This window comes from Bacillus sp. FSL K6-1006 (genome assembly GCF_038593175.1).
GTDB classification, from domain to species: domain Bacteria; phylum Bacillota; class Bacilli; order Bacillales; family Bacillaceae; genus Bacillus; species Bacillus safensis.
The window spans coordinates 3,029,408-3,042,987 of sequence record NZ_CP151970.1; the positions used below are offsets into that span (position 1 = coordinate 3,029,408).

Below are 13,580 nucleotides of genomic sequence, written 5' to 3' on the forward strand. Positions count from 1 at the left end.
AAAATGGTAAGAAAAAAAGGGTGTCAATCATGAAACGAGCTTTACTTTCGGCCGGCATTCTATTTTTGATTCTAGGGATACTTCTGTTAATCGTTGTATTCACGCAATCAAAAGAAGATTTCTTCATTGAAGCCGACAGCTTTTCAAGCACATTTTTGATCGTGGTTTATTATGGACAAACCCCTGCGCTCCTTCTGTTGGGAGGCGGATTATTCGTCGGACTTTCACAGATCATTGATTTGCAGGAAAAAAAAGCGGCAGCAGCAAAGGAGAGCGTAAAGCTTTTATCCGAAATGAAGAAAACCCTGGAAGAAAAACCGGCCAAGGAGCAGGAGGCTTTTCCAGTTCCTGAGCTCCATCAACTATCCGAACGTCCGATCACAGGACAGAAGGACTAATTTTACGCATGTTCTAGCAGCTTTCACTTGAAAGCTGTTTTTTTATTGAATCAGCTTATGACGGTGCGCATACACAGCCGCCTGCGTTCGATCTTCCACATCAAGTTTGGAAAGAATGTTGGTAATATGGGTCTTCACCGTTTTAATTGTAATAAATAATTCCTCGGCAATGACCTTATTCGATTTCCCATCCGCAATCAGCTTCAAGATCTCCATTTCTCTTGCTGTTAATGAATCGTGAAGGATGGACCCATTTGATGAATGACGGAGCTTATTCATGACCTTTCCAGCCACTTTTGATTCAAGTCTTGGTTCGCCGATACTTGCAGATCTGATGGCATCAGCAATTTCTCCTGCCTTGGATGTTTTTAATAAATAGCTTAAAGCACCCGCCTCAATCACTGGATAGACTTTATCATCGTCAATAAAGCTCGTCAGAACGATAATCTTGGCATCTTCAATTTCCTGACAAATTCTTTTCGTTGCTTCGATGCCATCCATCCCCTCCATGACAAGATCCATTAAAATCACATCTGGCTTTAATTCAACGGCTAGCTCTACACCTTTTTGTCCATCTGACGCTTCACCAATGACTTCAATATCAGCCTGCGCCTCTAAAAAGGCCGCAAGACCCATTCTCACCATTTCGTGATCGTCGATTAAAAGCACTCGAATCATCGAACGTTCTCTCCTTTTCCTTCATCAAAAATGGGAACCTTCACATCAATTTGTGTGCCTTTTCCCTCAAATGACATAATCTCTGCGACACCGCCTACTTCACTTGTTCTCTCTCGAATCGATTCAAGTCCGTAGGAGGCTGTCTTCACATGGTCTGTTTGAAAGCCGATACCATTATCAATAATCTTTAGCTGCACTTGCCGGTTTCTTATGAGCAGGCGCACAGTTACCTTTGTCGCCTTTGCATGCCTAAATACATTAGACAGGGCTTCTTGCACAATTCGGAAGAGGTGGTCCTCTACTCCTTTAGATAACGGAACATCATCTTCGATTTCCCAATCAATATCAATCGGCTGCTTTGCTTGAAATTCATTTAGCAGCTCAATTAAGCCTTTTTTCAGGTCTTTTCCTTCTAGCGTGATCGGTCTTAGATGAAGCAGAAGAGCACGCATCTCATTTTGTGCATCGCCAGCCATTCGTTCGACAAGCTGCATTTGCTTTAATATCTTTTCATCCTTTTCCTTCATGCCTTCAAGAATAGCTGAAGTCATCATCGAAATCGCAAATAACTGCTGACTGACCGCATCATGGAGCTCTCGTGCAAGCCGCTGCCGCTCTTCTGAGACGACCGATTTCTTCATTTGAACCTGCCATTCAGCCCGTTCATTTGAAAGCTTTTGCAAAGAGGCTACTTGCCCTTCCACCCGCTTCGCCATTTCATTTAATTGATCGGCGGCTAAGCCAATTTCATCGTCGCCAAGAGACGGCAGTCTGTATGCAAAGTTTCCATTTTCAAATTTCAAAATCGACTCTACAAGCTGATCGAGGCGCTTCTTATGCTGATAGCCAAATACACTCCCGGCAGAAATCCCAATCGCAAGACTAACGATGAGTAAAATACAAAAAAACGGTATGCCAAACCAGCGGGTAGAAAGCAGGATCATCGGATCAAGCTGATAATAAAAAAACATCGGCAGTGTCGTCATCGTCACAACACCGAGCGAGATACCGACGCCAAGACGAACAGATTGCCACTGGAGGCCTAAATGGAATTTCCTCATAAGTATCTCACATCCACATCTCCGATCAATAGAGAGATGGAGATTTTCACTTTTCGTTTGCTCTCATCGTAATCGTTGGTCATCACGTACACTTTACTGCCGAACCCGCTTCTTTTTTCATCTATGATTTTCATATCACCAATCGCGGCGGAAGCACTCACACATACTTCAATATCCTGCGGTACGTAAATATCCACATCTCCGATCAGCCCGCTAATCACGATCGTACTCTCTTCTTCTGCGATGATCGCCTTTGATAAATCGATTTTAACATCGCCAATAAAACCTGAAATCGTCAAATCACTTAATTGAAACGGCTTTTTCATCAGCCTGACTTCACCGATAAAAAAGTCATGCTCTTTGCGCGGCTTTGTCTGGCTTTTTGTTTTCTTCTGATCGTCCTTTTTTTCAAGATTGACTTTCAGTGAAGGCTTCCCATCGTCTGATGTTTCCTTTTTATCGACATCAAAAACAGGTTTATTTTTCAATAAGCGATAGCCGGCATAAATCAAAAAGGCCGCAAATAAGTAACCTGTTAAACTAAATGTAATATTGAGCAGAAATTTTAAGAAGAGAAAGCCGGCAAAAATATAGGAAACTGAACCGAGCCAACGTTTGGATCGTGAGTGCAGCCAATAACCCGCCAGCGCAAAAAACACAGGCCAAAACAAATCTGCTCCGATCCCAATAATTTTGAGAAATAAATTAATACCAAATATCACGACAATGATGCCTAAAATTTGATTCCTTGTAAAACGCAGTTGACTCGCCTCCTTCCTTTCTTTCATTCATTACCGCAGCTTGAGGTTACCACTTGTCATTTCAATATCGACTAAATGTGTCCCTTTCCCCCGCGTACCTGTAAAGCCTCGACCTTCACTATCCACTTGATCAAAGTCATACGAGTGATCGACGCTTCCACTTGTTTTTTTCACCTGAACGTTGAAATCTCCGTCATCTGGCAAATTAAATTTCGCGCTCCCTGATGTCATATGAAAGGAGACAGGTGACTCAATTGTATCAAAACTTGCTGTCAACCGGCCGCTTGTCATGCCCAATTGCAGCTCGCCTTTGACATCATTAATATCGGCACGCCCTGAAGTTGCCCCAATATCACTATCCTTCGCATCGATGTGCGACACTGCCAGCCTGCCAGAGGTTGCTTTGATTTCCACATTTTTGGCTGAGAAATTCTGAGCTGTGAGGTTTCCGCTCGTTGATTTGAGTATCACATCTTGAAGGGACAGCTTTCCTTCTCCGTTCATCTCGCTGACTCCGCTTCCACCCGTAATCTTCACATTTTTATGATAATCTGTTGGAATTTTAACTAAAAGCTCTCCTTTTTCAAATTGAGTGAAAAACAAGAAGCTTTTATTTTCAGCGCGAATTTTAAAGGTACCGCCTGTTTGCTCCGCATACATTTTCCCTTTTCCATTGAGAGCAGTCACGGAAATATCGGAACGATTTTCAGGTTTTACCTTCACGCGAAACCCAGAAAGAGAAATATCTAATTGATCAATCTCCTCTTTTTTCGCTGAAGCTTTTGTCACTGGTTTTTCACGGGAAAAACTTAAATGAAAGAGATCTTCATTTTTGAAAAGCATGCCAATCATTAAAAAGATACCTACAAGTATACAAATTAGACCGATTAATCGCTTCATTCATACCATCCCTTTATCTTCTGACCTTTTCATTATAAGGAAAAGCGAAACAGAAAGAAATCAAATATCGGAAGAAAAAGCCTGCTTTTCTTCCGATGTGATCTCTATACGTTTGCTTGCTGTTGTTCAGGCTTTTTCTCGAGCTTCAGCTTCTGCCATTCTTTTTCAACCTCGTCGGCATAATCTAAATGAGCATATGCACCTTGATCCGCAAATTGTGCATAGCTGCCTGCTTTTGTTTCCATTTCTTCAATACGGTTCTCCATTCGGAGAAACTCTTTATATGCACTTTCACTGTCTACTTTATTGATGGAATCATTCATATGCTGCTTTGCCTGTGCGGCATTGGCTCTTGCAATCAGTGCCTGCTTCTTGTCTTTTATATCACGCAGCTTCGTTTCTAAGTGCTGCAATTGCTCTTTCAGCTCTTTCAATTGTTTCACAGATTGCTGGTAGGCTTCCTGATATTCGTTGTGCTTTTCTTCAAAATACTTCATTTCTGTGAGCGCTTTTCGTGCAAGCTCCTCTTCTCCCGCATGATATGCCAGCTCGGCCTGCTTCTTTCGCTTTTCAGCAAATGCTTCCGTCTCTTCTGCTTTGCGCAGGAAGCCTTGCTGAATCGTTTGCTGTTTGATGATGGCATGTTTCGCTTTCGCAACATCATCCTCCATATCACGAACGTATTGATTCAGCATGACACGCGGATTCTCCAATTTATCTAAGCCTTCATTGACAGTTGCAACAAACATATCTCTTACTCTTCTTAATACCATTTGATGTTCCTCCTTTTATTTTTTCTTTAAAAAGTCTTCCCATTCTTGATCAAAAGACGTGTGAAGCGGTTCTTCCGTATTAGGTGCCGTGTTTGGCTCCATATATGCTCTGCTTGATGATTTTTTGGTAGATTCACCATTGATCATCGACCAGCCAAAATAAAGAAGTACCCCTGCAAATGCGATGCCAAGTATAAACGGCAAAAATTGCACGACGATCAATACACCAATGACTGCTAGAATGACACCTAAGGTTTTACTGCCTTTTTCGTATTTTTTAACACCTACATAGATGAGGCCTGCCCCAATCAAAACCGGGATCAGTCCACCAAATGAACCACCAAAGAAGATGGATAAACCGACAAACAATAAAATTGAACCGATAATGGTTTTACTTGTTATTTTCATCTTCATGCCTCCTTTCTTGCTCCTTGCTTTAACTATAGTCAAAAAAGAAAGCCGGCAAAACGTGTCACAGATTGATCTTTGATTGCGACTAGAGTCGTAACAATGCTCAGACTGAGCGGCAGAACCTAATAAAAAAGCACTCTTCTATGAAGAGTGCTTTCCTTATTTAGAACGAAACACATCGGCACTTCGTTCATATTCAACATCAGCTTCACCAAGCCGATAATTCACGATTCGAGCGGCTGCAAATAAATAATCGGATAGACGGTTTACGTATGAGAGCGCAACGGCGGGAATCTCCTCCTGTTTTGCAAGCGTCACAATATGCCTCTCGGCTCTTCTGACGACTGTCCGCGCCACATGTAAGAGAGCAGCGCCTTCCTGACCGCCTGGTAAAATAAACTTGGTGAGCGGCGCGGCCTCTTCTACATAGACATCCATCCTTTTCTCAAGGGCTGTCACAGAGGCTTCTGTTAATTTGCCTTCTTTACGTGGTTTGACTGCTGCCAAATCACCGCCGCAGTCAAACAGCTCGTGCTGAATAACAATCAGCTCTGACAAAAGATCCTGAAACAATTCGCCATGCTGCCGTAAATTTGCATGCGCGAGTCCAATAAAGCTATTCGCCTCATCTAGCGTTCCATACGCCTCTACTCTCACATCATCTTTATCAGCTCTTCCGCCGATCAAACCTGTTTGACCCTGATCCCCGGTTTTCGTATAAAGTTTCAACGGTTTGCCCCCTTTTCTACTGCTTTGTCCTTTTAGTATAACCTGAAGTTGAAAGGAAGTATTTGTTTAATTATGAAACACATTAACTGAAAATTACCCTAATCCCCTTATATATGTTGAATGATGAAACATACCGTTTTATAATGAATGAAAGCGCTTTTTAAAATGAGAGATGGGTGGGATGTACGTGAGTTTACAAAATAAAGTAGCGATCATTACAGGTGCAAGCAGAGGGATTGGCCGCGCCATTGCGGAGGCACTTGTCTGCGAAGGAGCGCACGTCGTTCTCAATGGAACGAACGACATGCTGCTGCAAGAGGTTTGCTCCTCACTGAATAAAAAAGAGAAACGAGCCGTTTATGTTGCTGGTGATGCTAGTTTACCAGAGACAGCCTCTTCACTCGTGGAGCAAGCGAAAACACATTTTGGACAGATTGATCTGCTGGTCAACAATGCTGGGATCAATTTACGAAAATCCACAGTCGAGACATCCCTTGATGAGTGGAAACGATTGATTGATATTAATTTGACCGGCACATTCCTCATGTGCCAAGCGGTCATTCCTGACATGATCAAACAACAAGGCGGAAAGATTATCAATATGAGTTCTACAACTGGCAAAACCCCTCACCACAATGCATCACCTGCATACGGTGCATCAAAGGCAGGCATCAATTATTTAACCATGCATCTTGCCAAAGAATTAGCAGAGCACCACATTCATGTGAATGCTGTCTGCCCTGGTCCAATTGAAACAGACATGAGCAAACAGTGGAGCGATGAATACCGGCGTTCGGTTTTAGATAGAATTCCTTTGAAAACGATTGGAACACCAGAACAAGTCGCAAATGTTGTGACATTTTTAGCTTCTGACCAGTCGGATTTTATCACAGGAGAAACCATCAATATGAATGGCGGAACGTATATGAACTAGAAAAAAAGAGCCTCTTCTTAAAGGCTCTTTTTCTTCTCATATTGATTTTCTCTCGTACCAGAAAGCATGATGGCCTGTCTAATAGCTTCTTCCATGCTCGCAGAATCGGCTTTTCCTGTTCCTGCGATATCAAATGCCGTCCCATGATCGACACTTGTACGAATAATCGGCAGCCCAACTGTAATGTTTACACCCGATTCTAAGCCAAGCACCTTAATCGGTCCGTGCCCTTGATCATGATACATCGCCACAACGATATCAAAGTCACCTCTTGCTGCCCTAAAGAACAAGGTATCAGCAGGCAGCGGCCCAAATACTTGAATCCCTTCTTCCTGCGCTAGTTCAACCGCTGGGATGATCTTCTCCTCTTCTTCTCCGTTCCCAAACAACCCATTCTCCCCAGCATGCGGGTTAATCCCGCATACAGCAATTTTAGGGGCAGAGATTCCAGAACGGACGAGTGTATCATGTGCCAGCTTAATCGTCGTGTATACACGCTCGGGATTAATTTTTAAAATGGCATCCATTAATCCAATATGTGTGGTGACATGAACTACCTTTAAGTTAGGGGCCGCCAGCATCATCGCATAATCTTCTGTACCCGTCAGGTCAGCTAAAATTTCTGTATGTCCTGGATACATATGACCTGCCTTATGAAGTGCCTCTTTGTTTAGCGGCGCTGTGCAAATGCCGTCAATTCTACGGTCATTTGCAAGACTAATGGCTTTTTCAAGATATCGGAAAGCAGCATTTCCTGCTTCTTTTGATATGTCCCCAATCGGCATCTCGTTCGTTAAGAGCTTGAGGTCTAAGCAGGGAACAGCTCCGGCTTTAACCTGCTCCGCTTCCTCTGGTTCTATGATACTTACAATCTCCACATCTGTATTCACAAAGTCTTTCGCCCTATTTAATATACTGGTGTCTCCGATCACAAATAGAACGGCTTCTTCATGTAAACGCGTTTGCTGAAAAGCTTTTAAAATAATTTCAGGACCAACGCCAGCCGCATCTCCCATCGTTACAGCAATGATTGGTTTTGACATTCGACTTCCCCCTCTATCTTTTTCAGCACTTCTACCGCGTGGAGTACTGAATTTTTTTGACCGTAAGCTCCTGCTTTCGTAACCGCATATAAATTCGTATCAACGAGCTGGCCGAGCGGGATGCCAGGTTCAATTTCTTTCAGCAGCCGAATACCTCCTGCTCCAAGCTCCTGGCAAATCGCCCGCGCTGTATCTCCGCCAGTTAGGAAAAGTCGTCTCATTCCTGATAATGTGACAATGTCTTTTGTGATCATTCCAAGAAAGACGGACAAAGCACTTCCAACCTCTTGTCTTGACAGCCCTTTCTTTTCTCCGTAAATCAGCATCTTTTCAACCATCTCTGGCCGTGCATCTGTGTAAAGGAGAATATCTTCGTTCTGACGCTTACGCAGTTGATCGAGAACTGATTTTCGTTCCCATGCTTCACGGCCGTTTAATACATTCAGCGGGTTCACTTTTATCTCAAAACAATCGTGAGTTTCTCTTAAATAAGCAAACTGCTCATTTGTTTTTTGAGAGGCACTTCCAGATACGATGAGGACAGGTCTCTGTTTTTTAAGACGAGAAGTATTTCTATTTTTAGCGACATATGCAGATAATGCACCAGCTAGTCCCGCTGAACCGACCCATAGTATTCTTTTATCCATCTTCATAAACACTTCCACAATCCGCCCTAAATCATCACTTGTTTCTGCATCACACACAAACCATTGATGACCATGCTTCAATAACGATGATACCTCATCATTCATTCCTTTGAGCTCTTCGCCGATTGTTTGTTGAGAAAGGTTTTTTGGTCTGACGTTCGTCTGCTCCTCAATTAAACCTGATATGCTGGATGTCAAAACTGGTGTTTTCGGATCCTTTGCTGCCTCTGACAGATGAACAGGCACTCCTTCCACATAATGTATGCCATTATTGGTTGCTCTTTGTGCATCTGGGTAGGCAGGTGCGATAACCGCCGCATCAAATGGGCCAATATCCATTAGTGCTTGCAGTTCAATTCCTATATTGCCTCTTAACGTTGAATCTATTTTTTTTAAGAAAAGGTGCGATTCATCTTGGAGAAATGGCTGCACCATTTGGCTGACCTCATGGTAGGCGTTCACTGAAGACATACTTCGTGAATCGGTATCCACAATCAGCACATCCTCTTTATACCTGTCAATGCCTTCAAATGACGGCTGAAACAGAACAGAGGCTGTTAAGCCCGCTTTGACAAATTGAACACCTGTATCGTTGGCACCTGTCAAATCATCCGCCACAATGATTACCTTTTGCTCTAATTTCGCTCCTTTTTTTAATAGATCGTTTGTCATTTAGACACCTCGGCCTCATTACATATTATTCCTTTAGCTTTCTCCATAGCGTCGTACGGTTGATATTCAACCGCTTTGCCGCCTTTGATTGATTCATATTTTCTTCTTCCAGCACCGTTTTGATAATCCGTCTTTCAATCTCATCAAGCGTTCCATTCAAATAGCTGGACAGCTGTTTTTCTTCATTTTCAAAGGCAAGCTGATCAATTGCTGCCTTTGCCCTATTCAACGTGATATATCCACTTTTTGTTGTCAGTACCAGTTCCTCAATGATCCGCTTGAACTGCCTGACATTTTCTCTGAATTTCTGGTGTTGAAAGGCTTCAATCACATCTGCTGACAGCCCAACCACCTGCGTCCCGTAAAGAGAATTCAGTTCCGCAATAAATAACCTGCTCATGTCCTCAATATCTTCCGGCCGTTCAGACAACGCAGGGACATGAATTGTGAGCTCCTGTAAGCCTGTATATAATTCCTCACTAAACGCTCCAGATTGCATCAATTTGAACAAATCCACTTGAGACGCAGCCATCCAGCGAATATTCTGATGATGATGCAGCTGCTCGGCAATGAGCTGCTGTATATCCATTGGAACGCTCTCAATATCCTTTAGAAACATCGTCCCTTTTTGATGCAGAGGGATTGATTTTATATCTTCCGGTTCTGTCAAACGTCTGCAATGTACTGTCGTAAAGCTCTCATTTTTCCTCTCGCTCATTTGATGGATAGCAAATGCAAGGCATGATTTACCCGTTCCTTGTTCACCATACAGGCAAATCGAGCGCTCCGTTTGACTAAACGCTTTTGCCCTATTGATCACATCTTTCATTTTTGGGCTTTGATCTGTAAAAAGAGCAAATGGATGTTCTGAATGAATAGGCGACGCAAGCGTCCAAATACGATGACCTTCTTGATTCATCACAGCCGAAGGCTTTTCAATCGTGACAAGCAACTCGCCTTTCGATAGCATGCTTCCTTTGACATGCCACACTTGCTGCTGATGGGATATTTGAGAATAGCCATTTTGTTTCCCTTCTCGAATCGCCTTTAGTGCCGGTTCAAGTGCTGGACACCACGCAATCACATCAGCATGAGAAGTAGACGGTGCAAATAATCCTTTTTCTGTCCATTGTTTCATTTGTTGATTCATAAAATGTAGCTGGTTGTGCGGATCAATGATGAGCATCCCTTTCGGCTCTTGATCAATCATTTCACGAAAGAGACGCTGTTCAGCTGTCGCCTCTTTATATAAACGATACATTTGTTTTGCTTGATGAAATGCTTCTTTGACCGATTCACGACCTGATGTAATGAGCATACTCTGCATTCCCAGCTCTTTAGCCGCTTTATCAGTAATGACATCTCCAAGCACGACCTGAGTCCCTTGTTCTTGTAATTGTTTTAAGAGATCCCATACCTCTTCCTCTTGCTGCACTGTGTAAATATCAATTTTAATCGCGTATAATTCCCCAATGGTGCGTACACCTTGTGTAATATTTTCAAAACCCACGACCGCTTTTTTACCTTGATAATCTTTTATCAGTGTTAAGGCACGAAGCAAGTCATACCCTGACACAGGGATATCCACTACTGGGATGTTCACATGTTTTTGAATGAGCGCAGCTGTTCCGCCCCGGCTCATAATGATATCCATTCCTTGAGCTTCTGCTTGTTCTGCAAGAGCAACACCAGACCGGAGATCTCCGACTACAAGCTGGAATGTCATATTTTCTTCTTCTTTGGCAAGGTCGATTAACACATCGCCCAACCCTTTATACGGCGCAACACCTAACACTTTGATATTCATGAAAAGGACCCCCATTTTTTATCTCTTCATCACGAGACATAGCTTGAGGGAGTCCAGCCGATAGAAAATGGGGACAACCCTCCAAACATCAATTATAAATGAAGCAAATGAGGGTTACAATTCACCAGAAGCAGGGCCCTCTTGCAGTTAAGAAGTGCGATTGACCCATTCTTCTGTCACACACACATATTTGATCGCCTGCCGATAATACGTAAACGCAATATGCAGCTTCCCGTCTTTTCCTTCCGTGATGGATGGATAAGAAAACTCTCGATTTAGTTTATCCTTTGAATTGTTTGTCATCGCATATCCATCACCCACTTCAAGGTTACGTCTGATAGGCCATGTATCACCATTATCCTCAGAGAGCGCCAAAGTCATCGGTGCACGCGGTGTTCCCCAAAAGGCTGGACGTGCTTCTGTATCAACCGCTGTGCGCGTATCGCCTTCATCCTCAATTTCATCATATAAAGAAGCTCTTCGTTCTGTTTGCTCATCCGCATTGATATGATTATAGACGAGGGCAAGATGCCCATTTTGGAGCACGGTAAATTGAATGGATGAATTATTATTGGGCAGCTCTGTCGCCTTTGGCTCAGACCATGTCCGCCCATGATCGACGGAACGGCTAATATAAATCGAATCAGCAAACCGGCTTCTAAAGAGGGCTATGAGGGAGCCGTCTGCACACTTTCCAATATTCATATGAACACAGCCCGTGCTGTTTGGTACAATGACCTCACCCCATGTCTTTCCTTGGTCGGATGAAATCTTCACAGCACTGACATCCCGGTTCCCCGTCCATTTGACGCCTGGAATGGTCTTACAATAGAAGACCGGCAGCAGCCAATCTTGATTATCCAGTACAACAATCGGCTGACGTATAAACGTACCCGGCTGTTCAAACAAAGTATCAATCTCACCCCATGTCTCACCTCTATCCTCTGATAGCCGGTATCTCACGATGGCCGTATCTTGATTCCCAGATAGCTGTGCGGTATACAGCAGCCATAGCCTGCCATTTTCCTCTTGAAACAGAACTGGATTTTGTTCAGAGCGTGCAGGATCGTTAGATAACTTCACTGCCTCTGTCCACTTGTTACTTCCTCGTTTGAGTCTCGACATATAGATTGAGATATCAGGTATTCCCTCCTGCGTTCCGCCAAACCAAACACATAATACATCTCCATTATCCAGCTCAAGTAGATTGGCCGCATGATTCTGCACGCAGTCTGTTGGCAGAAAGGCTTCTTTTCTCTCTGTATCTTGTTCATTTTGTCGCAAAATTCCATCTATTTTTATCACAGTCTCTTCATTTTTCATGACAATTCTCCTTTCAATGGTTGATCCTTTTTAGCAGGCGGACTGAAAAGTCGGTCGATTACCAGCACAAGGAAAGGAATGATAATGGCAATATACATATTATCGATTCCGAATGGATTATCGAGTAAATACCAAACCGTCGTGGTAACACCTGAAGCAGTAAGGCCAATGGTCGCCCCTCTATTTGAATTAAAGTACGGCAAGTAAAAGCCCATCGCTGCTACAACAGCGATTGATGTTCGAAGCGCCCTTGTAAAAAAGGAAAGGGACAGCAGCTCCGGCGCAAGTGCTACTCCTACAAGAGGCACAATTCCAACGAGTACAGCCACATACCTCGTGACTTTCATTCTCTGCTCCGGTGTTGGTTTCATTTTCGGTACATAAAAATCATCCATAATTAAGGTTGTTGTCGCAAGCGCAACCGTCGACACACCGACAAAGATGGATGCCACAAGCGATGTTGCCACAATGGCACTCAAAATTGGATTCATATGCTGTAAAAAGACAGGGAAGGCATAAATAGGATCAATGTCTGGATACAAATAATGTGCAGCTACGCCGATCACACCGATTGCAATGGCGAGCGGCAAACAAAGCAGAGCCGCATAAAGTGTTGATTTCTTTGCCTCACGCTCACTTTTCGACGAAGTGATTGCTTGAATGATAAACTGCGTAGCAAAGATGGCACCCATGTTTCCTATAAACCAAGCTCCTATCGTCCCCCATCCAATTGTCCCGTCCCATGTAAAGAAATGATCAGGCATCGTTTGTTTCATTGGTTCAAAGCCTTTTGTTAAGTAAAGAGCTACCCCTAGTGTAATTAAAATTCCCGCATACTTCACGATCGAATGAAGGATCGTGACCCATGCGACCCCTTTCATTCCTCCGAATGTAAAATAAAATGTACTCACAACAGCTGTAATGATCGCACAGGTCATTAAAGGAAGCCCCAAAATGGATGCAATGGCAGCTGAACCACTTAAATAGTTTCCTAGATTCACAAGCAGCAATGCGGCAATCATAATAACAGAAACAACTAGCTTCGTTGATTTTCCAAACTTCTGATCGATAATACCTGAAATGGTGTACTGTCCTGTTCGATAAAACTTGCCTACTAAGAAAAAGGAAAAGATAAAAAAGGCGATAGCGACAGTCACAATAGACCATGAAGCAGAAAGCCCATGCGTAAAGGCAGATTCTGCAGTTCCAACAGTGGATTTCGTTCCAATGAATTCACTCATGAGCAAAATACCGACTACAATGGCTGGAAGTGACTTAGCAGCATTGTTAAATTCTGAATTGGATTTACTACGGAAACGCATCGTCAGCCAAGTCGTAAATAGTATATAGAGAATAATGACGATCAAAATAAATGTGATGACAGAACTGCTTAAGACATTCATTTAAAATCCCCCTTTGTGTGCAAGCCGTGTGAAGCAACTT

Annotated in this window: 14 protein-coding genes; 2 read left to right on the plus strand and 12 right to left on the minus strand. The window is 43.1% G+C overall.

The features are described from left to right. The first annotated feature begins 29 nt into the window (after nucleotides 1–29). The gene (locus tag NSS65_RS15880) at nucleotides 30–398 is read left to right on the plus strand and encodes a hypothetical protein (RefSeq protein WP_034280872.1); all 369 of its coding nucleotides are present in this window, start codon (nucleotides 30–32) and stop codon (nucleotides 396–398) included. 42 nt (nucleotides 399–440) lie between these two features. On the opposite strand, the gene NSS65_RS15885 is transcribed toward NSS65_RS15880, so the two are convergent. From NSS65_RS15885 to NSS65_RS15915, 7 genes are all read right to left on the minus strand, one after another. Then, complete coding sequence (locus NSS65_RS15885) at nucleotides 441–1,076, minus strand: response regulator transcription factor (RefSeq protein WP_024423423.1); 636 nt, start codon at nucleotides 1,074–1,076, stop codon at nucleotides 441–443. Continuing rightward, nucleotides 1,073–2,137 carry a two-component system sensor histidine kinase LiaS gene (gene liaS / locus NSS65_RS15890; protein ID WP_034280874.1) on the minus strand — a complete coding sequence of 355 codons (1,065 nt, stop codon included), beginning with the start codon at nucleotides 2,135–2,137 and terminating at the stop codon, nucleotides 1,073–1,075. Before liaS ends, NSS65_RS15885 begins: the two co-directional genes overlap by 4 nt. Continuing rightward, a complete protein-coding gene (gene liaF, locus NSS65_RS15895; protein WP_170825847.1) occupies nucleotides 2,134–2,925 on the minus strand; it encodes a cell wall-active antibiotics response protein LiaF in 792 nt (263 codons plus the stop codon). The genes liaS and liaF overlap by 4 nt, the downstream gene beginning before the upstream one ends. Before the next feature lie 3 nt (nucleotides 2,926–2,928). After that, nucleotides 2,929–3,798, minus strand: coding sequence for a DUF4097 domain-containing protein (locus NSS65_RS15900; protein ID WP_217008748.1), 870 nt, complete (start codon nucleotides 3,796–3,798; stop codon nucleotides 2,929–2,931). Nucleotides 3,799–3,902: 104 nt separating this feature from the next. Then, on the minus strand, nucleotides 3,903–4,571 hold the full coding sequence (locus NSS65_RS15905; RefSeq protein WP_024423427.1) for a PspA/IM30 family protein: 669 nt from the start codon (nucleotides 4,569–4,571) through the stop codon (nucleotides 3,903–3,905). 15 nt (nucleotides 4,572–4,586) lie between these two features. Then, complete coding sequence (locus tag NSS65_RS15910) at nucleotides 4,587–4,979, minus strand: membrane protein (protein ID WP_041115718.1); 393 nt, start codon at nucleotides 4,977–4,979, stop codon at nucleotides 4,587–4,589. A gap of 162 nt (nucleotides 4,980–5,141) precedes the next feature. Then, a complete protein-coding gene (locus tag NSS65_RS15915) occupies nucleotides 5,142–5,711 on the minus strand; it encodes a cob(I)yrinic acid a,c-diamide adenosyltransferase (protein ID WP_254001436.1) in 570 nt (189 codons plus the stop codon). 187 nt (nucleotides 5,712–5,898) lie between these two features. On the opposite strand from NSS65_RS15915, the gene NSS65_RS15920 reads away from it, so the two are divergent. After that, nucleotides 5,899–6,645: a 3-oxoacyl-ACP reductase family protein gene (locus NSS65_RS15920; protein WP_254001437.1), complete on the plus strand. Its 747-nt coding sequence runs from the start codon at nucleotides 5,899–5,901 to the stop codon at nucleotides 6,643–6,645. A 17-nt stretch (nucleotides 6,646–6,662) separates the two neighbouring features. Here NSS65_RS15920 and pdxA read toward each other — a convergent pair whose 3' ends face one another. The 5 genes from pdxA to NSS65_RS15945 all read right to left on the minus strand — a co-directional run bounded on the left by pdxA (nucleotide 6,663) and on the right by NSS65_RS15945 (nucleotide 13,540). Next, entirely contained in the window at nucleotides 6,663–7,688 is a 1,026-nt protein-coding gene (gene pdxA, locus NSS65_RS15925) for a 4-hydroxythreonine-4-phosphate dehydrogenase PdxA (RefSeq protein ID WP_081124820.1), read from the minus strand. Continuing rightward, entirely contained in the window at nucleotides 7,664–9,007 is a 1,344-nt protein-coding gene (locus NSS65_RS15930; RefSeq protein ID WP_254001438.1) for a four-carbon acid sugar kinase family protein, read from the minus strand. The genes pdxA and NSS65_RS15930 overlap by 25 nt, the downstream gene beginning before the upstream one ends. A gap of 25 nt (nucleotides 9,008–9,032) precedes the next feature. Then, nucleotides 9,033–10,814, minus strand: coding sequence for a sigma-54-dependent transcriptional regulator (locus NSS65_RS15935; protein WP_254001439.1), 1,782 nt, complete (start codon nucleotides 10,812–10,814; stop codon nucleotides 9,033–9,035). Nucleotides 10,815–10,961: 147 nt separating this feature from the next. Beyond that, the gene (locus tag NSS65_RS15940; protein WP_254001440.1) at nucleotides 10,962–12,137 is read right to left on the minus strand and encodes a sialidase family protein; all 1,176 of its coding nucleotides are present in this window, start codon (nucleotides 12,135–12,137) and stop codon (nucleotides 10,962–10,964) included. Next, the gene (locus NSS65_RS15945) at nucleotides 12,134–13,540 is read right to left on the minus strand and encodes a sodium:solute symporter family protein (protein ID WP_070326014.1); all 1,407 of its coding nucleotides are present in this window, start codon (nucleotides 13,538–13,540) and stop codon (nucleotides 12,134–12,136) included. The genes NSS65_RS15940 and NSS65_RS15945 overlap by 4 nt, the downstream gene beginning before the upstream one ends. Nucleotides 13,541–13,580 lie beyond the last annotated feature (40 nt).

What these genes read in the sequence shown, in the direction of transcription:
- NSS65_RS15900 (WP_217008748.1), bottom strand. Translation starts at nt 3,798, where the DNA reads ATGAAGCGATTAATCGGTCTAATTTGTATACTTGTAGGTATCTTTTTA.
- NSS65_RS15945 (WP_070326014.1), bottom strand. Translation starts at nt 13,540, where the DNA reads ATGAATGTCTTAAGCAGTTCTGTCATCACATTTATTTTGATCGTCATT.
- NSS65_RS15935 (WP_254001439.1), bottom strand. Translation starts at nt 10,814, where the DNA reads ATGAATATCAAAGTGTTAGGTGTTGCGCCGTATAAAGGGTTGGGCGAT.
- NSS65_RS15940 (WP_254001440.1), bottom strand. Translation starts at nt 12,137, where the DNA reads ATGAAAAATGAAGAGACTGTGATAAAAATAGATGGAATTTTGCGACAA.
- NSS65_RS15910 (WP_041115718.1), bottom strand. Translation starts at nt 4,979, where the DNA reads ATGAAAATAACAAGTAAAACCATTATCGGTTCAATTTTATTGTTTGTC.
- NSS65_RS15930 (WP_254001438.1), bottom strand. Translation starts at nt 9,007, where the DNA reads ATGACAAACGATCTATTAAAAAAAGGAGCGAAATTAGAGCAAAAGGTA.
- NSS65_RS15905 (WP_024423427.1), bottom strand. Translation starts at nt 4,571, where the DNA reads ATGGTATTAAGAAGAGTAAGAGATATGTTTGTTGCAACTGTCAATGAA.
- NSS65_RS15880 (WP_034280872.1), top strand. Translation starts at nt 30, where the DNA reads ATGAAACGAGCTTTACTTTCGGCCGGCATTCTATTTTTGATTCTAGGG.
- liaS (WP_034280874.1), bottom strand. Translation starts at nt 2,137, where the DNA reads ATGAGGAAATTCCATTTAGGCCTCCAGTGGCAATCTGTTCGTCTTGGC.
- liaF (WP_170825847.1), bottom strand. Translation starts at nt 2,925, where the DNA reads ATGAAAGAAAGGAAGGAGGCGAGTCAACTGCGTTTTACAAGGAATCAA.
- pdxA (WP_081124820.1), bottom strand. Translation starts at nt 7,688, where the DNA reads ATGTCAAAACCAATCATTGCTGTAACGATGGGAGATGCGGCTGGCGTT.
- NSS65_RS15885 (WP_024423423.1), bottom strand. Translation starts at nt 1,076, where the DNA reads ATGATTCGAGTGCTTTTAATCGACGATCACGAAATGGTGAGAATGGGT.